Below are 22,044 nucleotides of genomic sequence, written 5' to 3'. Positions count from 1 at the left end.
CAACCGCGATAACGCATTCATTCGACAACTTCATGAAGCCATTGTCGGACCGCACCAGGTTTTTCCAACCAATACTTGAGGGAAATTTCAGGCATACAACCCTTCGAGGTGATTAATACATATGATGAAACATCATATCTCTGTTCAGGACAGGCAACTCCAAAAACACGGCGAAATCATCTGCAAGGTGCATCCACAAAGTATGATTTGGTGATAACAGATCAACTTTCTTTGGCAGAAAAAACTATAATTCCCTTATCACCACTCAGGCTGCGATAAGGCACACTTAAACTAGCATGAAAAATCTCATCATCAGCAATCGGCCACCCTCTATAGGAATTGTCTCCTAGAAGCGGCATATATTGAGCAACAATACTTTCTAGTGCGTTATGGACAGAGCCATAAAAACCGCCAGTACAGATGTAAGTTTTTGATATAACGGCAACTTATTGGTGATATCCAGCCAGAGACAGGATACCGAAGGAATCATCCTCAGCTTTAAACGCACCGATCCAAACTAAAGAATGATTCAGATATCTGGACAGAATTTCCATCATCTTTTGTGTTGTCAAAGAGAGATCCTGTGTCAGGGAGTTCCCAACAATCGATCCACCTCGATCAAGGCAGATTGCAAAGAAGATTGCGCTTTAAAATCATTAGCAAGTCTAGTATTTTTTGTAAGAATTCGAATAATTATAGATAAAAATATCAAAAAAATAATAAAAATGTGATTTTTATCATAAAATCATATTACGAAATGGACCATAAAATTCTTTATTTTTAAACAACATCCGCAGGAGCTGCCTGAGAATTATCATCTGGGACCATCTGCAGCAATTCACCCAATCCATAATAAGTATCATTCAGCGCAGTTAAATTTGATTCCTTAACCCGCCTTTGCTGACTGAGCGACTGAATACGCGGCTGAATATTAGCCGACGAATGCACAATTGACTCCAATGCAGTCAACTTTTCTTTAGATTGTGCGGCAAAAAGTTCCAATTGACGATTCATTAAATCAAGAGACTCGTTAACCCAATTACGTATGTCTTTTTGCGTTTCTTTTACAAAATCCTCTATCTGCTGTGTTAGTGAGAAAAAAGCCTTCCGAACAACCGAACCTTGTGTGGAAGCAGCAATTTCCAGTCTTTTACCGAAACGCTCATAGCGATCTGCTATCGCCAACAACTCGGCTCGCCGAGGCAAAATAACATATGGAATGGTATCCAGTTTGGATAATCCATACTGTTGTTCAAGTACCCGATAGGCATCCAGCATTAATGCCGAAAGGCGATTGGCCCGCTCAAGAGCATTGTCAAATTGTGCAATAGTCTCCTCGAAAAACTTTGAGAATCGGTCATAAATACCTACAGTAGTCCAGGCGGCCAGCAATTCTGTCCGGGCAGAGATGATAATCTGATCAAGCTGTTCCATGGAAAGCGACTGTAATAACCAGGTATTTGCAGATTCCAGAAACTCCCTTTCTTTCAGCACAAAAGAATCCTGGTCACGAGCAAAAGAGCGCATGAGTTTTTTCTGTTTTTCCAGCAAACGCGGTAATTGCTCTCCAGTTTGTGCCTGCAGACGCTCCATACTCTCAATCTCACCGCCCAGATTCCTTATTTGTTCCTCCAGCAAAACGCGCTGATCAATAACTACCCTTCTGATCAGTCGCCGCGCGCTTTCCAGGATGGATTCACGCTTTCCAGGAATAAGAATTTGCGCTATTGCTTCTTCCAGTTCTTTTAGCCTACTTCGAGCACATAAACTGTCATCCTGACGAATCCGACCCAGTAAGCCTTTTTGCGCGGAGACGGCAATGACCTGGTCCACACTTAATCCCAGGCGCGTTGCCGTCTTTTCTCTTTGAGCAGAAATAGCATCAGCCTCCTGTTCAGGGTTCAGCAAATCATCCCAAAGCGTATCTACTTTATTAAGTACTACCAATTGATTTTGTAGGGCATGACGCCCAAGTGATTGTTCCCAGATCGCCAGGTCGCTTTGTGTTACACCACTATCCGCACTCAGCACAAATATCAATGCATCAGCGTCACGGGCTACCTCCAGCCCTAAATCTGCTTCACTACCCAATGAATTAAGGCCTGGTGTATCCAGAATAACCAGCCCCGCTTCCAGCACCGGATGTACCCACTGCAGCAACGCATAGCGCCAACGCGAAATTCTAACTTTCCCTTCTCCGCAGTCGCCACTGTTAGCAGTCTCTAACTGTGATCCAAACTCTTTAACTTGCGGGCATAATCCGTAACTACGTGCCTCTTCCATCGGTACACAAAGTGTCTCTGTCAGTTGGGTCATGCATTCTGCACAGTCTTTTTTGTCTTCTGGATTCAATGGTAAAATCGTCCAGAGATCCCGTATTTTTTTTAATTTTTCAACTGAATCATTGAGAGTTCTACTGCGAATCGGCAACAATTGCAAAGAAGGCGTCATGTGGGTATAGGCAATCTCTACAGGGCACATGGTAGTTTGTCCCGGACCAGAGGGCATCAGACGCGCGCCCAGATCCGAAAAAAACAGGGCATTAATGAGTTCGGACTTACCTCGGGCAAACTCACCAAAAAACGATATACGTAAATGATCCCTGGCAATTTCCTGAGCAAGATTCTCCATGCGTAACATTGTGCCGCTAGGTAGAATTTCCATTTCTATAGAGAGCTTCGCAAGCTGATCCACAGCATTTGCAATACGCATTCGCCATTGATGGTATTCACGCAAATGATCAACGAGCATGGGTATGGTCATAGTAATCTCTCCATTCGACTATCGGACCATCCGAAATCGGAGTATTCAAGTTTGGCGTATCGGTGCCAATTATAATGCAATCAGGAAACGTCACAACAAAAAAAAGATTAAGAACTACTTTCTTTTAAACAATACGATGCAAGAAACCAGCAATTATAGCAAACAAAACAATGGGTAAAATGGTAGCCATCGATGGGCTAATCCCTCCAGACACACTGATATAACCAGACATTTCCGTCAAAAAGTGAAAGCCCAACCCGAGCACCAGTCCAGCCATAACTCTGGCGGCAAGCCCTCCACCACGGGGATTGCGGGTGACAAATGGGACCGCCAACAAAATCATGATCAGGCCTACCCACGGATAACTCAAGCGTCGCCAGAACGCCAAGGCAAAACGATTCATGTTTAATGCCCCTGTCTGCAAACTCTGGTAATTGCGCCAGAGCGTGGGCAGGGTCATGGTGCGCGTCGGATGGGCAAAGCTGCTGAGGGTAGAAGGCGGCATTTTGATGTTCCAGGGTAAGCTTTGTTCATGCTGCATCTGTATCTGTTGCGGCGAAATCGTAGCCAGCTCAATATCCTGCAATACCCAATGACCCGCCTCAAAATGGGCAGACGCTGCGCGGGTCATGGTCTTCAGTCCCACCAACCCGGTACTTAGTGAAACTATGCGCACATTCTGCAGCGCCTTGCCTGAATCACCCACTGCACCAATCTGGATGAGTTGATCATCACGCCGCAACCAGAGCCCCTCATTCCCCATATTATGAAAACCGGCACCGGGCTGACTGGCATTGGCCCACATAGCTTCAGATGCCGGAGCAGTCACCGGAATCACCCATTCCCCAAGAACGAACATCAACACCGTTCCCAGCAAGCCAACCAGCAACAAGGGCTGCTCCAGACGCCATAGAGACCAGCCGGACATCCGCAGGGCAATCACTTCGGAATGGCCACTGAGAATACTCATCCAGACCAAGGTACCGAGCAGCAAGGCCAGAGGAACAACATCATAGGCGACTTCGGGCATTTGCAAAGCTGTGTACTGCATGAGTCGCGTCATATTCCAGACGCCATGTCCTGGTCCCGAAGCTTTGGCAATCAACTGGGCAATAAATACCAGCGCCAACAACAACAGCAACACAATACCGCTGTACGCCAGCATGCCACGAAACAGTAGCCGATCAGCGCGTTTCATGCGCACTCTGACTGAACAATAAAGGCAGCAGACCCAAATCCCGACTCCGACGTAGAAAAGTATAAAAAGCGATCAAGGCGATGCCCAGCACTACCCAAAGAAATCCCGGAAAAAGCGGCATCTTGCCAGCCATCATGTGCTCCTTTATATAAATCAGAATGTTATTTATCGCCAGCAGGAAGAGAACGCCAAGCAACATCCCGGCGGCTCTTCCGCCACCGCGCGGCTCACTGTAAGCCAGTGGTATAGCCAACAATGCCAGAAGCGGCAAAGCAATAGGCCATATTAGACGCCATTGCAGCTCCGTCACCGCATAACGCCTGTCCAGACCAGAAAAATGATCCACCAACAGGGACAAGGAAGCATTACTCCAGCTGATTCCGCCAGCCTGGTTGGTAGCATTGGTAGCGGAATTGCCAATCATCACCCGGTAGCGCGCAAATGACAGCACCTTGAAACCATTTTGTCCGGGTTGACCGAGATAGCGCTGTCCATCAATAAGTACCAGACTGAGAGCACCATCAGCACCCGGTTTGATTTCTCCATAGGCTGCAGTTGCCATATCTGATTGTGCACCTTGGGCGATGGAGAGAAAAATTTCATGATAACGGTGTGTATTTTTTCCGATGGCAGAACCCACATAAATGACCCGCCCCCCCGATAAGGAGGTGAAACTACCCGGTTGCAGCATCGCTTCTGCGGCGACATTGGCCAGCCTTTCGGACTCAGACTGAAGCGTGCGTTGGGCTGCAGGAGCCCAGGACAAAGCCAGGCCCAGCTCCAGGCAAAAAACGACTCCAGCCACCACGGCTACTGCAGGCAATAATCCTGTCAAACCGGTGCCTGTGCTGCGAATCGCCACCATTTCATTGGAACGATACAAATTATTGAACACCAGATACACCGCGAAAAAAAACGCAAGGGGCAAAACCGTCACCAACAGTGTTGGTACGGCCAGCCCCAACAATTGCAGGACAACAGGTAACGGCAATTGCCCCGATGCCACCTGCTTCAGCAGCTGGGTCAATTGGCCAATCGCCAGAATGGCCAGAATGACCAGACAGGTCAGCAGAAAGGTGACGGAAATATTTCGGATGATTTGCAGATGGATACGGGTCATGGATGATTCTCTTGTAATCCATCACTTGATTCACGGCACCATTGGGGCTTACTTTGTACGCTTTCGTTCATATTGAATTCCTCAGTCACAGATTATCAGGAGATTTACCGTGGAGATAGCCATTCATGCCCACAAGCCCAGTACCGACAAAATGGATTGTATTGTCGTTGGTGTTTATGAACACGGTATCCTGAGCCCTGCAGCCACTTTGGTCGATATAGCCAGTAATGGCGCCCTGCAGAAATTTATAGAGATGGGAGACTTCGGTGGTCAGTGCGGGGAAACCCAGATTCTCTACCAGCTGCCCGGATTGGCTACCCAGCGCGTGATGGTGCTGGGCCTGGGTACCCATGGCAAGCTCAAGGACAGCAAATTTCGCAAAGCGGTACAAAGTGCTGGCAAAGCCCTGCAGCAGGCGCAAATCACCCAAGTCAGTTTCTATCTGCTGGAAACACCCGTTGCCCGCCGCTCACCCGCAGCTTTGAGCAAAATTCTGGTGCAGGCGGTCATGGATGCCGATTATCAGTTTGATCATCACAAGGAACCATCGGAAAAGCCCCGGCACAGCCTGACCCATCTGCATTTGAATGTGACTGGTGGCGCGGAAGAAGAAGCGGTTATTAAACAGGCCAGTGCCGAAGCGCTGGCGACCGCGCGGGCAGTCGCCTGGGCGAAAGATCTGGCCAATGAACCCGGCAACATCTGTACCCCCACCTGGTTGGCGCAACAGGCCGAAGCCATGGCGCAACGTACTGGAATCAAAAGCACCATCCTCGGTCCGGACGCCATGGAAGCACTGAATATGCGCTTGTTACTCGGTGTTGCTCAGGGGTCTCGTCAGGAACCACGCCTGATTATTCTCGAATACTGGGGAGGAAGCGAAGAACAGGCCCCCATTGTTTTGGTAGGCAAGGGCCTGACTTTTGACGCTGGTGGCATTTCTCTGAAGCCTGCCGACAAAATGGACGAAATGAAATATGACATGTGCGGCGGTGCTGCGGCCCTTGCGGCCATCCAGGCGGCTGCCGAACTGAAACTACCCTTGAACATCATCACGGTAGTTCCCGCGTCTGAAAACCTGCCCGACGGCCAGGCCACCAAACCCGGTGATATTCACAAGAGCATGAAAGGCCTGACAGTTGAGGTCATCAATACGGATGCTGAAGGTCGCCTGATTCTCGCTGATGCCCTCACCTACGTTGAGCGCTTCGAACCTGATGTAGTCATTGACATGGCCACCCTGACCGGAGCCTGTGTTATTGCCCTGGGGCACCAAACCGCCGCTGTATTGGGTAACCACGAAGGGCTGGTTCATGATCTGATCAGCGCTGGCAAGGAAAGCATGGACCGCGCCTGGGAATTACCTCTTTTTGAAGAATACCAGGAACAGCTGAAGAGTCCTTTTGCGGATCTTTCCAACGTCGGTGGTCGTCCTGCCGGAACCATTACAGCCGCCTGCTTTTTGTCGCGATTCACGGAAAACTACCATTGGGCGCACCTGGATATTGCGGGCGTAGCCTGGAAAAGCGGCGAAAACAAGAGTGCCACCGGGCGACCCGTCGCTTTGTTGGTCGAATATCTTCTCAACCGATCCCGTCAAACTGCCTGAGGGGGCCACCACATTGCCGGCTGCCTCCTTTTATGACCTGCCAGCCACCCTGTTGACCCCGCAAGAGCGATTGCGCGCCATCTGTCGGGTCATCAACAAGGTCTGGCAAGTTGTTGGGGAAGCAGATATTCTCTGTGCAGATTTGGCAGCAGCTCAGAGCGTGGACGACATGCTCTGGACTTTTCAGGCAGATGCTTTTATTCCTCATGGATTGGGGGCAAGGCATTCTGTACGCATACACTACCAGCAACCTTGGCCGGATGCCTGCGTGGTTGCCGTGTTGTGCGCCTTGCAGAATCTCCCTGAGCCACTTCCGGCGTGTGAAAGACTGGTGGATTTTATTCCAGCCGAGAGCAACGCTCGCGACCTGGCAAGAGAGAGATATAAGACATTGAAGAACATCGGATACACTTTGCAGGTACATACCCTGGAAGCCTGACCGGAGATACCACAATGAATAAACAATCTGATCGCAAGGAACCCGTGCTCGAAGAAACATTGGAAGATAACGATGACGCACCCTTGCTGCTTACCAGGGTTGTACGAGAAGGTTTACCCCCGCAGCTTTGGCGTCATGAAGAATCACCTGCCATGCCGGAACTCAATAGCAAATCCCATAAAACACCGGCATCTCTTGATGCCGGACAGGCCGATAAATTTTCGATGCAATGGGAAGAGGCTGAGTCTGACTCTACAGCCGCCGCTGTCACAGAACAAACCAAAACGTACACACAGAGCGAAGTGCGTTGGCAGCCATCAGAAACAGTCAATCCGCAGCAGGACTTTGAAGACCGCGACCTGGAAGCAGCACTTAAGCGTATGCGCCAAGGACTCAGTAAGTTTACCGCCTCCAGATCCGAGCCTACATTTGGAGAAAAAAGTGATTCTGATTTCGCAGATCAAGTCGTTACTGGTCTGGTCAGCGAACACCTGAAGCCTGCACCAACAAATCCGGAACCCGCTGAAGAGCCTGTTGACGAAGTAATTGTAGGTGCTACCGGGTCTGAGCCGGAGGCTTCCATTGCAGATGCGGTAATTAATCCATCCGACGAAGAACATCAAGAATTTGTGGAAAAGCATCCAGTGCAGGAACCTGTGCCAGACAACCCCCCGCTTGATCTGGATTTTCTGAAAGATTTTGAGCAATTACTTTTTCAGGAAATAGAAAGACAGGTCATTAACGAGGTGGAAGAACAGATGACTCAGCATCTGCAGAAAGTCTGGAAAGAGCAGGTCAGCCTGACCTTAATGCGCACGCTGGCGCTGGAAGGCATTAAATTGCGCGAAAGTCTTGCCCAGGAAATGCGCGCTTCCCTACCTGAAATTCTTCAGCACGTACTGCATAATGGCCTGGAACAAATTACCCCCACCGAACCTGACCGATGAAGGCTCATGACTGACCATTTAGACCGCCCCTTCGCCCCCGCCGAAATAGAACAGACCTGTTACCAACGCTGGGAGGAGCTTGGAATATTCCAGCCTCAGCCCGGGCAAAACCCCTACTGCATCATGTTGCCGCCACCCAATGTCACCGGCACCCTGCATATGGGGCATGCGTTTCAGGATACCCTCATGGATATTCTTGTCCGGGCTCACCGGATGCGCGGCGAAGAAACACTTTGGCAACCCGGCACCGACCACGCCGGAATTGCCACACAAATGCTGGTGGAACGCCAGATTGTTCAGGAGGGTGGTGACCGTCATCAGATGGGGCGCAGCGCTTTTCTGGAGAAAGTCTGGGAATGGCGTCATACGTCAGGGGGACATATTACCCGACAGATGCGCCGTCTGGGCGCCTCCTGTGACTGGTCGCGGGAACGCTTCACCCTCGATAGCGGTTTGTCACAAGCGGTCACCGAAGTATTTGTGCAACTTCACGATGAGGGCCTCATCTATCGTGGCAAACGTCTGGTCAACTGGGATCCGGTCCTGCGCACCGCCGTATCCGATCTGGAAGTACTCAGTGAGGAAGAAGACGGATTTCTCTGGCATATCCGTTATCCACTGAGCGATGACAGTGGTTCTCTGGTGGTGGCGACCACCCGTCCGGAAACCCTGCTGGGAGACGCCGCTGTTGCTGTGCATCCCGACGATCCACGTTATGCAGCCCTGATTGGCAAAACTCTGCGTCTGCCAATCATGGGACGAGAAATTCCGGTCATTGCCGATCATTATGTCGATCCGGAATTTGGCTCGGGATGCGTCAAAATCACCCCGGCCCATGATTTCAATGACTATCAGGTGGGTCAGCGTCATCATTTACCCCTGATCAACGTATTTACCCCCGAAGCCCGCATTCGGGACAGCCTTGAGATATTCAGCAGCGCAGAATCCACTCCGGCCGAAGAAATTCCAAGCGCACTCAGAGGACTGGACCGCTATGCTGCGCGCAAGCAGATATTGGCACAGCTGGAAAGTGAAGGACTGCTGGTACAGACAGACGCGCACAAACTGATGGTGCCGCGTGGCGATCGCTCCCAGGCGGTCATTGAACCCTATTTGACGGATCAATGGTATGTGAAAGTGGCACCACTGGCTGAACCCGCTATCAAGGCCGTAGAAGAAGGCCGGATTCGCTTTGTGCCAGAAAACTGGAACAAAACCTATTTTGACTGGATGAACCGGATTGAAGACTGGTGTATTTCCCGGCAGCTCTGGTGGGGACACCAGATTCCGGCCTGGTATGGACCCGACGGGCACATATTTGTCGCACGCCACGAAGCGGAAGCCCACAGTCAGGCCAGTCGCCATTACGGGATGCCCGTGACTCTGGAACGGGATCCCGATGTACTTGATACTTGGTTCAGCTCCGCCCTCTGGCCATTTACGACTCTTGGCTGGCCGGAAAAAACACCGGATCTCGCGCGCTTTTATCCGGGTAGCGTTCTCGTTACCGGATTCGACATCATTTTCTTCTGGGTCGCGCGCATGATCATGATGGGTTTGCGCTTCATGGATGAAGTGCCCTTCCAGGAAGTGTACATCCATGGCCTGGTCCGCGATGCCGAAGGTCAGAAAATGAGTAAATCCAAGGGTAACGTGCTGGATCCTATTGATTTGATCGATGGGATCAGCCTGGAAGATCTGGTTGCCAAACGCACCAGGGGACTCATGCAGCCGCAAATGGCTGCCAAAATCGGAAAATCCACGCGCAAGGAATTTGCCGAGGGGATTCCCGCCTTCGGAACTGACGCCCTGCGCTTTACCTTTACCGCTCTGGCCACCCAGGGTCGGGACATCAAATTCGATTTGAAACGCGTGGAGGGTAACCGGAATTTCTGCAACAAACTCTGGAATGCCTCGCGTTTTGCCATGATGCAGGTTCCCGAAATCGGCCTGCTGCACGGTGAGAAAGAACTGATGGCCCCGGAACGCTGGATTATCGGACGCCTGCAGCACTGTGAAGCAGCGGTAAACACCGCCATTGATCAGTATCGCTTTGCCGATGCCGCCCACGCACTGTATCAATTTTTCTGGAATGATTACTGTGACTGGTACATTGAACTCTGCAAACCGGTGCTGCGTGCGGACAGCCCGTTTACAGCGGCGCAGCAATGCGGCACCCGCAACACCCTGTTGCGGGTGCTGGAGGCGGGGTTACGTCTGCTGCATCCGGTGATGCCGTTTATCAGTGAAGAACTCTGGCAGCGCATTGCACCCATGCTCGACAAAGGCGGGAGCAGCATTGCCGTAGCGCCCTACCCCATAGCCGATCTGCAACGTGTGGATCCCGAGGCCGATGCTGATACGGAATGGCTCATCAATGCCATTCGTGCCGTACGCTCCGTTCGTGGTGAGATGGATATCCCGCCGAGCAAATTACTGCCAATTTTACTGCAAGGCGGCGATGCCCGGGATCGTACCCGTGCTGAGCACTACCAACCCTGGCTGTTTGCCCTGGCCCGTTTAAGCAGTCTGGAATGGCTGACAGACAGCGAAGAAGCGCCTCCGGCAGCTCTGCAACTACTGGGAGAGCTGAAAGTCCTGGTCCCCCTGGCCGGAGTCATAGATGTAGGTGCCGAGCGGGCGCGTTTGCACAAGGAACAGCAACGCCTGGAATCCGACCGGGGTAAGACCCTCGGCAAACTGGGCCAGGAAAGTTTTCGTAGCCGTGCTCCTGCCGAAGTCGTCGCCAAGGAAGAAGAGCGTTTGCGGGAAATTGAAGCGGCCCTGCAGCAACTGGAGGAACAGGCAGCACGACTGGAGTTGCTCTGAACATGGCAGATTCTGAGCCTCGCCAACCCCGTTACTACCCCCTCGAACTGCTATTTGGCAAGATTTTTTCGCCTTTCGAGCAGTTTTTGCGGCGAGCGACAGCAGGCGGAATTATTCTGATTGTCGCGACGCTGCTGACCCTGTTCCTCAGCAATTCCCCCTGGCATCAGTCCTATCACCTGTTTTGGGAAAATCATTTCGGCATCCATTGGGGTCACTGGATGCTCGACCAGAGTCTGCACCACTGGATCAATGACGGACTGATGGTCGTGTTCTTTTTTGTGGTCGGCCTCGAATTAAAACGTGAATTTCTGGTAGGAGAATTATCTTCCCTACGGGATGCAGCCCTGCCCATTATTGCCGCAGGGGGCGGGATGCTGGTTCCCGCACTGATCTACCACCAAATCAATCCCAGTGGTTCTGCCGCCGAAGGCTGGGGAATTCCCATGGCAACGGACATTGCCTTTGCCATTGGCATCCTCGTTTTGCTGGCCTGGCGGATCCCGCGTAACCTGATTGTTTTTCTGACCGCCCTGGCTATTGCCGATGATCTTGGCGCGGTGCTGGTCATTGCTATTTTTTACACCCCATCCTTGAATATTTCGGCATTGATCATCGCCGGCCTGATACTGCTGGGCTTGATTCTGCTTAATCAGAGTGGCGTTCGCAAAGTCCTGCCTTACCTGATTCTGGGGCTACCTTTCTGGTATTTTGTGATGCTCTCCGGCATTCATGCTACGGTCGCCGGCATTCTGCTCGCCTTCACCATACCGGCACGGGGACGGGTTCGTCCTGACCAACTGGCGGACACCCTCAGCGCCCGCAGTGAAAACCTGCGCGATACCATCATTCACAGCAAACGTCTTGATCCGCTGGTCAACGGCAAACTTGCGGGCATCATTCAAAGCATTGAACACAGTAGTGCCGAGGCCATTGCACCGCAGCAACATCTGGAACACAGTCTTCAGCCTTGGGTAACTTTTGCGGTGATTCCCATTTTTGCGCTGGCCAATGCCGGCATCAATTTCGCCCACGTCAGCAGCGAAATGCTGCTCAGCCGGGTTACGTTGGGTATTTTTCTGGGACTGGTGCTCGGCAAGTTTGTCGGCATTTCCCTGTCGAGCTGGCTGGCCATCAAAATCAAAATGGCCCGCATGCCCACTGGCGTGAGTTGGCCCCATCTTCTGGGTGCTGCCTGGCTGGCTGGAATCGGCTTCACCATGTCTTTATTTATCAGTGAGCTGGCCTTTAAAGATGCATTTATGATAGAGGAAGCCAAGCTCGGCATTTTGCTGGCTTCACTGACTGCCGCCTGCATAGGACTGGTCTGGCTATTTTGGGTGGGCAGTAAAAGCAAGGAGTTAGAATGATTCCTGAAGACCTCATAGATGTCGTCAAACAAGCGCTTCGCGAAGATATAGGGAGCGGTGATCTGACCGCTGCACTCATTCCCGAAGCGCAGACACTCCAGGCCCGCATCATCAGTCGTGAGCCAGGGATTCTCTGTGGACAGCCCTACGCCACGGCCACGTTTGCCGCACTTTCCTACCAGCTGAAGCTACACTGGGAGGTTGCTGAAGGGAGCGCCGTTGCCGCCGATCAGGTGCTGTGCCACCTCGAAGGCCCGGCCCGCGCCCTCCTCAGTGCCGAGCGTTGCGCCCTGAACTTTCTCCAGACCCTGTCAGGCACAGCAACGGCCGTGCATCATTTTGTAGAATTGCTGAAGGGCAGCAGGACCCGCCTGCTGGACACCCGCAAGACCATACCCGGCCTACGTCAGGCGCAAAAATATGCGGTACGTGTGGGTGGGGGGCACAATCATCGGCTGGGACTGTTTGATGGGATTCTCATCAAGGAAAATCACATTGCCGCCTGTGGCAGCATTACGGCGGCGCTGAGTGCTGCCAGGTCCCTTGCTCCGGCCCTGACCCGCACCGAAATTGAGGTGGAAAATCTGGAACAACTCGAAGAAGCCTTGGCGGCAGGGGCGGATATGATCCTGCTCGATAATTTCGGGCTGGAATCCCTGCGCCAGGCCGTGCAGAGAGTGGCCGGGAAAATTCCTCTGGAAGCTTCGGGGAATATGGGCATCCACAACATAGCCGCCGTCGCCGCTACCGGCGTCGATTTTATCTCCGTCGGCAGTCTTACCCGTAATTTACACAGCCTGGATTTATCCCTGCGCTATTTTTGAGCTCAGGCGCGGGCTTCTGCATCCAGGCTGCGCAGCGTCTCATCGGCGCCTGCGGCAGCGGTCAGGTCGGCAACATTTTCCTTGGTGAAAAACCCCTGAAAACCACCAAAACGCTGCACGTATTCAATAATCAGGGAAGAATGCTCCGAAGCGCTGGAAAAAATCTGTTTCAAGCCTTCCTGCTCCGAACCGATGACCTGCAACAGAAACTTCTGCCCGCAATTTCGCAAGGTGTCCACCACATAATCAATGTTGATCTGATCATGGGTATACCCATCCTGCACGCCCACGGCCAGATGGTGCAGGCGGGGGCCAAAATTACGCACAAAAGCTTCTGTGGGCGAAGGCTGACCAATCAGATGATTGCAAAAATAAGGATGATTGGCAGCGGTAAACACCTTGGCAGGACTATTCAACACGTTTTCATAGTGCACGCTTTTGGTGACATTGGTAGAAGAATTCTGGTCGGGAATATCGTAAGAACCCCAGTAGTAATAACTGGACAGGGTCAGATATTCGAGTATGGCGGCTTCCCGGTTCTGGCTGTATACCCGGGTTGCCAGATGATCGATAGGCAACAGTAATTGCTCCAGACCCAGTTGTTCTCGTAACACTTTGGCTTGTTCAAAAGCCACCTGCATATCATCGCGGATGGAAGACAAACCCAGGGAATAAACACGGATGTCATTATCAGGCCGTTCCCAGTAACCGACAATATTGTGGGTATAGGGAGAAGGTTTGACGATGGCCATGTTGCCCGGCAACTCCAGGTGCCGCACCTGTTCCTGATTAAAAAAACGGACTTCGCGGTTTTTTTGTACTGCAAGTACTTCATGGAGATTTTTGACCTGAAAGACTTCGCCCATGTAGCGCGAGTTGGGACGCTTGGCCCCCACCGGATACACTTCGTTCAGGCTGCGGAAAATACCATGCAGATTGGGGTCTTTCACTTCACGAACCAACACATCGGGAGCATCCATATCAATGCGGAGAATGTGGGTGGAATGCTGATCGGTTTCGAGGGTGACCAGATAATTGTAAGGCGTCATCAAACACAATTCATGCACATAAGCGGCAGAATGTCCCGGCTCTACCGTAATCATCAGTGCATCAATGCGGCCAATATTTTCCGTAAGCCCCTGGCGATCGCGATCTTCCAACAGGCGCCCTAACCATTCTTCAAAAAAAGCCGAATTCTGCTTGTCACCCTGCCGCTGAAAATCTATTGATGCTTTCATCCATCACCCCAATTCGCCTTCACACGCTGGTTATCAGTCTAACGCGCTTAAGGCATTTTCCCAAACTGGACGTATCCGCTGGCAGCCGGTAATTGACAATATACCGTTTGGTCGGTATCTTCCAACGCCATGATGAACATGATTCAACGCAAAACGCGCAATCCCGAACAGACCCGTAATGACCTGCTGGATGCTGCTTACCACGAAATTCTGGAATCCGGCTTTCAGGCCGCGAGTCTGGAGCGTATCCTCGCCAATACTTCCGTGAGCAAGGGGGCGCTTTATCATCATTTTGGTACCAAGCGCGATCTTGGCCTCGCGGTCATTGAAGAAGTGATCGGACCGCAACTGGAAGAGCGCTGGTTTACCATGCTTGCCCAGCATGATAATCCGATCAACGGGTTGTACAATCTCATTGCAGAAAAAATTGCCCAGGCGGATGAATCGGTCATTCGCTATGGCTGCCCCCTTAACAACCTGATTCAGGAAATGAGTCCCCTCGATGAATCATTTCGGCAAGGTTTGCAAAAAATCCTTGAACGCTGGGTAGAAGTGGTCGCCCAGGCACTCAAGGAAGGTCAATCCGCAGGACAGGTCCGTCCGGACGCGAGTCCCGAGGATATTGCCTTGTATATTGTCGCTTCCATTGAAGGCTGTGTCGGGCTGGGCAAAAATGCCCAATCCGTCGCCGCCTACCAACGCTGTCTCCGGCAACTACAAGTTTACATTAAATCTTTAGCTGTCTGACCCCGCAATAATTTCCCTTCCCTTTTTTCATACGCGAATAAGGAGGTAGAGTGATGCCTGAAATGCATTCCGAATGGCTACAACTGGAAAACGGTCCTCGTGCCTGGTACGCCCGCCCCGGTAGCAATGGCCAGTATCCCGGCGTCGTCATATTTATTGAAGCTTTTGGCGTAAACAGCCATTTTCAAGATGTGGCCGAACGATTTGCCAAAGCGGGATACTGTGCCATCGTCCCCGATTTATATCATGGTAAAACGTACGAATATGCCGACTTTGAAAATGCCATCGCGCACCTTAAAACCCTGAAAGATGATCTGGCCATGCAGGAAGCGGGGCTGGCCATAGCCGAACTGCAAAAACGTCCCGAAGTCATGAAGCACGCCATCGGCGCTGTCGGCTTTTGTATGGGTGGCCGCTTTGCGTTCATGGCCAATGCCGTACATGCGGATAAACTCGGCGCGTCCGTTGCCTTTTATGGCGGTGGTATTGCCCCGGATAAGGACCCGGCCGGACGCCAACCGCTCCTGCATCTGGTCGAACAGATGCGTGCTCCGCTGCTACTGCTTTATGGAGCCGAAGATCAATCCATCACTCCTGAGGAACATGGCCGCATTGCCGCAGCCCTCAGCACCGCCAAAAAGCGTTACACCCTGACACTGTTCCCCGGTGCCCCCCACGGTTTTTTTGCTGACCCGCGTGACAGCTATCGCCCCGAAGCTGCCGCCGAAGGGTGGCGTCTCACCCTGGATCATTTCAGTCAGCATCTTGGAGGGCAGGCATGAGTCACAAACTGTTCACGCCCTGGACAATGCGCAGCATCACGCTGCGCAACCGCATTGTCGTCGCACCCATGTGTCAGTACTCCACCCCGGATGGGATAGCCAGTGATTGGCATATGGTCCATCTTGGCAGCCGTGCGGTGGGTGGCGCCGGACTGGTCATGGCCGAAGCCAGCGCTGTAAGTCCCGAGGGTCGCATTTCTCCGCGCGATCTGGGTATCTGGAATGACCCCCAAGCCGAAGCTCTGGCACCCATCGTCCGCTTCATGAAAAATCAGGGAGCCGTAGCTGCCATACAAATTGCCCATGCCGGACGCAAGGCCTCTACTCAGGCTCCCTTTGCCGGTGGCGCGCCCATCGCGCCTGATGCGGAACAGGGTTGGCAACCTTATGGCCCCAGCCCGCTGCCTTTCAGTCCGGCACACACGGTACCCGAGGCAATGACAGCTCAGGATATCGAAAAGGTCCGCAAGGACTTTGTGGCTGCTGCGCAAAGAGCGCTCCATGCCGGATTCGAAGTCCTCGAACTGCACATGGCCCATGGCTACCTCCTGCACAGCTTTCTTTCGCCCATCAGCAATCATCGTGATGATGCCTATGGTGGCAGCCTCGAAAACCGGATGCGCCTGCCTCTGGAAATCACCGATGCCGTGCGCGCGGTCTGGCCCGACCATCTGCCACTGTGGGTCCGAATTTCGGCCACGGACTGGGTACCCGGTGGCTGGGATCTGGAACAATCCGTCGCTCTTGCCAAACAGTTGCAGGCAAGAGGTGTGGACGTCATTGACTGCAGCAGCGGCGGGATGACACCTGATGCCGTCATTCCGGCTGGCCCTGGATTTCAGACGCCCTTCGCGCAACAAATACGCGAACAAACCGGTTTACCCAGTGTTGCCGTCGGACTGATTACCGAGGCCATGCAGGCCGAACATATTCTGGTTACAGAGCAGGCCGATGGTATCGCCCTTGCCCGGGAATTACTCCGCAATCCTTACTGGCCCCTGCACGCCGCCCGTGAACTGGGGGTAGACTTGCCCTGGCCAGAACAATACGATCGGGCCAAATTACGCTAAAACGCCGCCGCTTATTTCTCTACAGGGAGAGATGAAGTGGGTTGCCGGGATGGGTTGCTATCCCGGTTTTTACATTCTGGAGCCACAGACTGATGTCTTCCCCCCAAAAAACGCTGACACTCTGGCCCTTGGCTGCACTGGCCCTGTTGACCATAATCTGGGGATATAACTGGGTCGTCATGAAAGTCGCCATAAGCGACTGCCCACCCCTGCTGTTTGCCACTCTGCGCGTTTGGCTAAGTGTCATCGTCCTGATTCCCCTGATCATCTGGCTGAAAAGACCACTGCGGATGCCCTCAGCCCGCTATATCATCCCCTTCGGCCTGTTGCAAACCACCGGTTTTATTGGGCTTGCTCTCTGGGCGCTGGAATACGGCGGCGCCGGAAAAACGGCCATTCTGGTCTACATGATGCCGCTTTGGCTGATTGTGTTTGCCTGGCCTCTACTCGGCGAGAAATTGCACGGATTACAATGGCCCGCCGTGCTATTGGCCCTGTTGGGTCTGATTGCCATTCTGAAGCCCTGGAGTTTCGACGGCGAATGGACTGGCAGCGTGATTGCACTGATTTCAGGCATTTTGTGGGCCAGTTCCGCCCTCTGGCAAAAGCGTTATGCGCCCCCCGACATGGATTTATTCAACAGCACTTTGTGGCAAACCATTTTCGGCGGACTCGGGCTGATTGTCATGACCCTATTTATTGACCCACTGACGGTTCACTGGACACCCGTATTTGTCGGCGCCCTGCTTTATAATGCGATTCCCGGTACTGCTCTGGCCTATTTTCTCTGGGCCTACGCCTTGCAGAAACTGCCCTCCGGAATCGCGGGCATGGGCACACTGGCAGCGCCACTGATTGGTGTCGTTGCCGCTTGGCTGCAATTGGGAGAAACCCCGGGAGGCTGGGAAGGTGTGGGAATGGTCTGCATTTTTATCGCACTCGCCTTGGTCAGTTGGCAACACCTGCGCCCTCGTGAGCAGGAAAACGCTATTGTGCCAACGGGTCAGGAATAAATCGAAAATTTTGGATTCTCAAAGTCCATTTTGCAGCTGCTCTTGCTCCAGCATTTTGCGCAATTGCTGACCAGTCGCACGCTTCACCGGTTTTCCATCCACAGGCGAAGCGGGACTGCGCCGGTCTTCATCCAGCGCAAAAATGACCAGACGAATCTCCGTGTCTACGTAGTCAATTTTCAGGCAGGGATAATCTTGCGCCGGGGCATCGCCAAAATGCAGGCGCTGCCAGCTTTCTTCATAGGGCGTTTTCTGATCCATCAAAAAGAAAATGACCGTCTCAGGGGCATCCGCAAATAAATGCAGGGTAATTGCCGCATGGCGCGTAGCCGTACCATTCAACACCGGGCCGGTCAGACGCGGCTGAAACACCTCCAGCCACTGCATAGCTTTCAGCGCCCGCTCGCGCAGTTCGCGCAAATCCACCGCATGGGCAGGTCCGTGAAAAAGCTGCAGGCGGGCATGTAATTCCGATTCTATCTCACTATTATTCGGCCAGTGGTGCTGAGCATCCCCCCCCGCACCCAAACGCCGCGCCGCTTTTTCCTTGGCCACCCGAAAATCCACGACGCCCTCCTCCGCCATGATCCGGGCCGACTCCACAGCCAGCAAACGGCGTAAACGATGGGGTTGCTGTGACTTGCTCATGCTCGGTACTCCGATGATTGTCGCCAGGGACTATTCCGCATAAGATAGCGCGTAAGCGAGAGTGGCGGAATTGGTAGACGCACTGGATTTAGGTTCCAGCGCCGCACGGCGTGGGAGTTCGAGTCTCCCCTTTCGCACCAAATACTGGGTTAGCCGAGCCAGTCAAACAACCTGCGGATATTCCGAATGAACAGGGCATTAGCTCGACTGGATACACTACTCTATGGCGACGGGACACCAACAGGTGGTTTTTGCAGTTCCCTTGGGCGAATTTTGGGCAAAGCGCCAGAAATAAGTGTGTAACCAGCACGGTAATGCCTTTATTTGCTGGAGGTTGAGTGGCTCAGACCAGTGGATTATCAATCCGGGGGCTGGCAATAAACTGCTATCGTGGCGGTTGTAGTTGATACCTTAAGAATTGTAGTTTTCAATTATATAGTGAAGATCCTCCCTGGACTCTTCTAAAATATTAAGAGATTTTCCCATATCACCAGTTTAACATTCTTGAAATTTACATTTGTTCACACTTTTTCAATGTACGACTACATAGCTTTATGTTATTTTATTTATCACACAATTTTTTAATAAATTATCTAAATGAACAATAAAAAACACAATAAAATTTTGTTTTCTAAAGCAAAAGATTATTTCAATTCCCGAGACTATGCTTCTTCCGCAACGTGCCTTATTGATTATCTTGGGAAATTTCCAGATGATATAAAAGGAATCATTCTATTAGGGCGCGTATTATCCGGAATGCACTACTACAATAAAGCAGAAGAGGCATTTAATGTTGCTCTAAAAAATGATCAGAATAATTTTAGTGCACGTTTTTATCTCGGAGCTCTGTGGATACGAATGGGGCATTACAGTAAAGCAGAAAAGTTATACAGACAGTTGCTAAAGACCAAGCATGAAGACTCATTACCTTTGATTATTAATCTGGTTCAGGCGTTAGGTCGACAAGGTAAGTATGATGAAGCACAAGAATGGTTGCTTATGCCTATTGTAACATCATCAAAAGATCCATTTTTTATTGTTGCAAGAGCTGAGATGTGTCTTATTCGCGGCGAATTTGAAAATGCTTATTTATTGGTAAAAAAAATAAAAATTAGTGATCCAGAAGTAATTTTAGAGTCTGACATTGACGAACAAAAAAAACTAAACGATGCATATATATCTGTTTTATTTATTAGGGCTAATTATCATCACCATTATGGTGAATATGATAAGTCTTTTTTGTTATACAATGCTGCACATTCTGTGCAGAAAAGTATTTATGGATGTTATGATTTTCCATCTATGGAAAGAAATTTAAAGTCAGATATTAAAATCTATGAAAATATAAAGCCAAAATTACTAAAATTTGAAAAGCTAGATTATACGCCAGTATTCATTGTTGGCATGCCCCGTTCAGGCACTAGTTTGCTGCATCAAATGCTCGATATGCACACGCAAATAGTGGGATTAGGTGAGCTATCTGAAATTCCTGAGATCGCAACCAAAATACGTTCATCAGAATTTATTGAGTCAGACAGTTATGAATCTACTTATATCCTAAGAAAAGCGTATATAGATTATTGTGCGTCACTTGTTAACGATTTTTGTTTTCAGGTCATGATTGACAAGTTGCCACATAATTTTCTATATATCGGAACAATAATGTTGTTATTTCCTGAGTCTAAAATAATTTTTTGTGAGCGTGATGCTCTTGATAATTGCCTGTCAATTTATCAGCAGAATATGACAGGTGATCATTCTTATAGCCATGATTTCGATCAATTAGCCAGATTCTATTGCTTTAGTCAGTATGCTCTTGAACAATGGAAGCTTCTGTTTGAAAAAAATATATTAATAGTTAGATATGAAGAAATGGTAAAAAGTCCTGAGAAAAAACTTCGTTGCGTGCTGGACTTTCTCGGGTTGCCATACGAAGATTCATGTCTTAACGTTCATCTTAACAAAAATATCATTAATACTTCAAGCCGGCATCAGGTCCAACAACCTATTTATGATTCGTCTATAAATAAATGGCAGAAATATTCAGGCAATCTTGGCAACCTTAAAGAAAACATTGATCGTTATAAAGAGTTTTATTTAACTTTTTATGAATAGCTTATCGTTCTTATATTTGGAGATGATAACATGTGTTCAAATTTGATATTTATGGAGATATCTAAAGAATTTTTACCTGTTATGAAGTCCAGTCTTGTGGATTACCATAGTGCGGAACTGCAAAAGGTCATGCTTCTTTCCGAAGAAGCGGCTCACAATATCACGCAAGGACAGATACAGATGCTAGATAATATTGACCGACAAAGTGACAATCACCAGTATCTTGTTTCAGCGCAATATGATGGTAAGATGATAGGTGGTGCATGGTATTCGGCAGTACCCCATCAAGCTGCCGTCCTGCTCTGGTTTTTTATCGATGAAAAATATCAGAATCGAGGTTTTGGCAAACGATTAATGCAACATATTATGGATAATTGTAAAAACATGGAAGCATCAGGATTTGCTCTGCATGTATTCAGCCATAATGAAAAGGCGATCAAACTTTACCAATATTTTGGACTTCAAGAGGTTGGTAAGGAAATGTATATAAATTGGTCAGCATCATCCCGCTAAGATTCGTGATTAGATATTTATCCTTGGGTGTTTTTTATGGATGCGGCGTGTTCGCATATTCATTTCTATGTCTGTTATGTTGAGCTATTATTTTTTGTTATTGTTATATCGGAAGATGCCCCGTAACGTGGAGTTAAATCCGCCCAGCAAATAATTCTCGGCAGAGGACTGGTTTCAAGGGGTCTTTGAAGTATTCGTCAACTTTATCTCGAACTAACGAAGTACGGTATGCCGAATAACATGGGACGACCTTCCTGTTGGTTGGGACATAATGCACCATCATGTCTGATGGAAAGAGCCAACCAGGTTCGTAGTCCCTTGATTGAACGGGGACCAGTCACTGCCTGGATCGGCCATTTATGAGACAAAAAGCAGGGGCCGGTCATTTTTTGATGCCCCTGTGTTTCACTCGGTCTCGGAATCCAAACCCGGCCAAGGTTGCGTCTATGTCTGCATAGGCAGCGGCAACACTCTTTGGGTGACATCTTGTGACTTCCCCCCGGTGTCAGGGTAGTTGTCGCCTCTCTGAAATGGAGTCAGGTGTAGGGTGGGGGCGGAAAGTGGATTATCGAGATGAAGAGTTATTCAGCAGAACGTAAGGCCGCTGTATTGCAGAAGATGTTACCGCCCACCAGTTTATCTGTGCCAGAACTGGCCAAACAGGAAGGGATTTCTGATGTGACGCTGTACCATTGGCGTAAGCAGGCGATAGCGAGTGGGACGATGAGTGCAGTGACCAAGAAGACCGCAGAGTGTTGGTCTGCCGAGTCCAAGTTGGCAGCGGTGGTGGAAACGGCACTGCTGTCCGAGGTGGAGTTG

The 22,044-nt window shown here is 50.5% G+C and carries 18 protein-coding genes and 1 tRNA gene; 14 read left to right on the top strand and 5 right to left on the bottom strand.

Annotated features, from left to right (window positions below; translation table 11 throughout):
* Window positions 1–780: 780 nt before the first annotated feature.
* From H7F11_RS03885 to lptF, 3 genes are all read right to left on the bottom strand, one after another.
* Window positions 781–2,763, bottom strand: a complete 1,983-nt coding sequence (locus H7F11_RS03885; protein WP_193649896.1) for a dynamin family protein — start codon at window positions 2,761–2,763, stop codon at window positions 781–783.
* Between the two features lie 124 nt (window positions 2,764–2,887).
* A complete protein-coding gene (gene lptG, locus H7F11_RS03880) occupies window positions 2,888–3,961 on the bottom strand; it encodes an LPS export ABC transporter permease LptG (protein ID WP_193649895.1) in 1,074 nt (357 codons plus the stop codon).
* Window positions 3,948–5,081 (bottom strand): LPS export ABC transporter permease LptF, encoded by a 1,134-nt coding sequence (gene lptF, locus H7F11_RS03875; RefSeq protein WP_193649894.1) that lies wholly within the window; start codon window positions 5,079–5,081, stop codon window positions 3,948–3,950. The genes lptG and lptF overlap by 14 nt, the downstream gene beginning before the upstream one ends.
* Window positions 5,082–5,232: 151 nt before the next feature.
* On the opposite strand from lptF, the gene H7F11_RS03870 reads away from it, so the two are divergent.
* From H7F11_RS03870 to nadC, 6 genes are read left to right on the top strand one after another with little or no spacing between them, the layout of a single operon-like run.
* Complete coding sequence (locus tag H7F11_RS03870) at window positions 5,233–6,690, top strand: leucyl aminopeptidase (RefSeq protein WP_227485245.1); 1,458 nt, start codon at window positions 5,233–5,235, stop codon at window positions 6,688–6,690.
* A gap of 13 nt (window positions 6,691–6,703) precedes the next feature.
* Window positions 6,704–7,129: a DNA polymerase III subunit chi gene (locus H7F11_RS03865; RefSeq protein WP_193649892.1), complete on the top strand. Its 426-nt coding sequence runs from the start codon at window positions 6,704–6,706 to the stop codon at window positions 7,127–7,129.
* 14 nt (window positions 7,130–7,143) lie between these two features.
* Window positions 7,144–8,076: a hypothetical protein gene (locus H7F11_RS03860; protein WP_193649891.1), complete on the top strand. Its 933-nt coding sequence runs from the start codon at window positions 7,144–7,146 to the stop codon at window positions 8,074–8,076.
* Window positions 8,077–8,082: 6 nt separating this feature from the next.
* Entirely contained in the window at window positions 8,083–10,905 is a 2,823-nt protein-coding gene (locus tag H7F11_RS03855) for a valine--tRNA ligase (protein WP_193658012.1), read from the top strand.
* 2 nt (window positions 10,906–10,907) lie between these two features.
* Complete coding sequence (gene nhaA / locus H7F11_RS03850) at window positions 10,908–12,275, top strand: Na+/H+ antiporter NhaA (protein ID WP_193651857.1); 1,368 nt, start codon at window positions 10,908–10,910, stop codon at window positions 12,273–12,275.
* Window positions 12,272–13,099 carry a carboxylating nicotinate-nucleotide diphosphorylase gene (gene nadC, locus H7F11_RS03845; protein WP_193651858.1) on the top strand — a complete coding sequence of 276 codons (828 nt, stop codon included), beginning with the start codon at window positions 12,272–12,274 and terminating at the stop codon, window positions 13,097–13,099. The genes nhaA and nadC overlap by 4 nt, the downstream gene beginning before the upstream one ends.
* A gap of 2 nt (window positions 13,100–13,101) precedes the next feature.
* Here nadC and H7F11_RS03840 read toward each other — a convergent pair whose 3' ends face one another.
* Window positions 13,102–14,337 (bottom strand): hypothetical protein, encoded by a 1,236-nt coding sequence (locus tag H7F11_RS03840; protein WP_193651859.1) that lies wholly within the window; start codon window positions 14,335–14,337, stop codon window positions 13,102–13,104.
* Window positions 14,338–14,475: 138 nt separating this feature from the next.
* Here H7F11_RS03840 and H7F11_RS03835 point away from each other — a divergent pair, with 138 nt between their 5' ends.
* The 4 genes from H7F11_RS03835 to H7F11_RS03820 all read left to right on the top strand — a co-directional run bounded on the left by H7F11_RS03835 (window position 14,476) and on the right by H7F11_RS03820 (window position 17,949).
* Entirely contained in the window at window positions 14,476–15,084 is a 609-nt protein-coding gene (locus tag H7F11_RS03835) for a TetR/AcrR family transcriptional regulator (RefSeq protein ID WP_193651860.1), read from the top strand.
* Window positions 15,085–15,137: 53 nt separating this feature from the next.
* Window positions 15,138–15,866 (top strand): dienelactone hydrolase family protein, encoded by a 729-nt coding sequence (locus H7F11_RS03830; protein WP_193651861.1) that lies wholly within the window; start codon window positions 15,138–15,140, stop codon window positions 15,864–15,866.
* On the top strand, window positions 15,863–16,936 hold the full coding sequence (locus H7F11_RS03825; protein WP_193651862.1) for an NADH:flavin oxidoreductase/NADH oxidase: 1,074 nt from the start codon (window positions 15,863–15,865) through the stop codon (window positions 16,934–16,936). The genes H7F11_RS03830 and H7F11_RS03825 overlap by 4 nt, the downstream gene beginning before the upstream one ends.
* Before the next feature lie 92 nt (window positions 16,937–17,028).
* Complete coding sequence (locus tag H7F11_RS03820) at window positions 17,029–17,949, top strand: DMT family transporter (RefSeq protein WP_193651863.1); 921 nt, start codon at window positions 17,029–17,031, stop codon at window positions 17,947–17,949.
* Between the two features lie 18 nt (window positions 17,950–17,967).
* Here H7F11_RS03820 and H7F11_RS03815 read toward each other — a convergent pair whose 3' ends face one another.
* Complete coding sequence (locus H7F11_RS03815) at window positions 17,968–18,597, bottom strand: nucleotidyltransferase (protein ID WP_193651864.1); 630 nt, start codon at window positions 18,595–18,597, stop codon at window positions 17,968–17,970.
* 55 nt (window positions 18,598–18,652) lie between these two features.
* Here H7F11_RS03815 and H7F11_RS03810 point away from each other — a divergent pair.
* The 4 genes from H7F11_RS03810 to H7F11_RS03795 form a co-directional block, all read left to right on the top strand.
* Window positions 18,653–18,737 (top strand) — tRNA-Leu (locus tag H7F11_RS03810).
* Between the two features lie 457 nt (window positions 18,738–19,194).
* Window positions 19,195–20,712 carry a tetratricopeptide repeat-containing sulfotransferase family protein gene (locus H7F11_RS03805; RefSeq protein ID WP_193651865.1) on the top strand — a complete coding sequence of 506 codons (1,518 nt, stop codon included), beginning with the start codon at window positions 19,195–19,197 and terminating at the stop codon, window positions 20,710–20,712.
* A gap of 30 nt (window positions 20,713–20,742) precedes the next feature.
* Entirely contained in the window at window positions 20,743–21,225 is a 483-nt protein-coding gene (locus tag H7F11_RS03800; RefSeq protein ID WP_193651866.1) for a GNAT family N-acetyltransferase, read from the top strand.
* 573 nt (window positions 21,226–21,798) lie between these two features.
* The coding region (locus H7F11_RS03795) for a transposase (protein ID WP_193658005.1) at window positions 21,799–22,044 on the top strand (246 nt) is incomplete at its 3' end.

This window comes from Acidithiobacillus sp. HP-2 (assembly GCF_015100155.1).
Classification (GTDB): Bacteria; Pseudomonadota; Gammaproteobacteria; order Acidithiobacillales; family Acidithiobacillaceae; genus Acidithiobacillus.
This window is presented reverse-complemented; position numbering and strand designations above follow the sequence as displayed.

Bases quoted from the DNA above. Each gene is read 5' to 3' on its own strand.
- H7F11_RS03885 (WP_193649896.1), bottom strand. From the start codon at position 2,763: ATGACCATACCCATGCTCGTTGATCATTTGCGTGAATACCATCAATGG.
- lptG (WP_193649895.1), bottom strand. From the start codon at position 3,961: ATGAAACGCGCTGATCGGCTACTGTTTCGTGGCATGCTGGCGTACAGC.
- lptF (WP_193649894.1), bottom strand. From the start codon at position 5,081: ATGACCCGTATCCATCTGCAAATCATCCGAAATATTTCCGTCACCTTT.
- H7F11_RS03870 (WP_227485245.1), top strand. From the start codon at position 5,233: ATGGATTGTATTGTCGTTGGTGTTTATGAACACGGTATCCTGAGCCCT.
- H7F11_RS03860 (WP_193649891.1), top strand. From the start codon at position 7,144: ATGAATAAACAATCTGATCGCAAGGAACCCGTGCTCGAAGAAACATTG.
- H7F11_RS03855 (WP_193658012.1), top strand. From the start codon at position 8,083: ATGACTGACCATTTAGACCGCCCCTTCGCCCCCGCCGAAATAGAACAG.
- nhaA (WP_193651857.1), top strand. From the start codon at position 10,908: ATGGCAGATTCTGAGCCTCGCCAACCCCGTTACTACCCCCTCGAACTG.
- nadC (WP_193651858.1), top strand. From the start codon at position 12,272: ATGATTCCTGAAGACCTCATAGATGTCGTCAAACAAGCGCTTCGCGAA.
- H7F11_RS03840 (WP_193651859.1), bottom strand. From the start codon at position 14,337: ATGAAAGCATCAATAGATTTTCAGCGGCAGGGTGACAAGCAGAATTCG.
- H7F11_RS03835 (WP_193651860.1), top strand. From the start codon at position 14,476: ATGATTCAACGCAAAACGCGCAATCCCGAACAGACCCGTAATGACCTG.
- H7F11_RS03830 (WP_193651861.1), top strand. From the start codon at position 15,138: ATGCCTGAAATGCATTCCGAATGGCTACAACTGGAAAACGGTCCTCGT.
- H7F11_RS03825 (WP_193651862.1), top strand. From the start codon at position 15,863: ATGAGTCACAAACTGTTCACGCCCTGGACAATGCGCAGCATCACGCTG.
- H7F11_RS03820 (WP_193651863.1), top strand. From the start codon at position 17,029: ATGTCTTCCCCCCAAAAAACGCTGACACTCTGGCCCTTGGCTGCACTG.
- H7F11_RS03815 (WP_193651864.1), bottom strand. From the start codon at position 18,597: ATGAGCAAGTCACAGCAACCCCATCGTTTACGCCGTTTGCTGGCTGTG.
- H7F11_RS03805 (WP_193651865.1), top strand. From the start codon at position 19,195: ATGAACAATAAAAAACACAATAAAATTTTGTTTTCTAAAGCAAAAGAT.
- H7F11_RS03800 (WP_193651866.1), top strand. From the start codon at position 20,743: ATGTGTTCAAATTTGATATTTATGGAGATATCTAAAGAATTTTTACCT.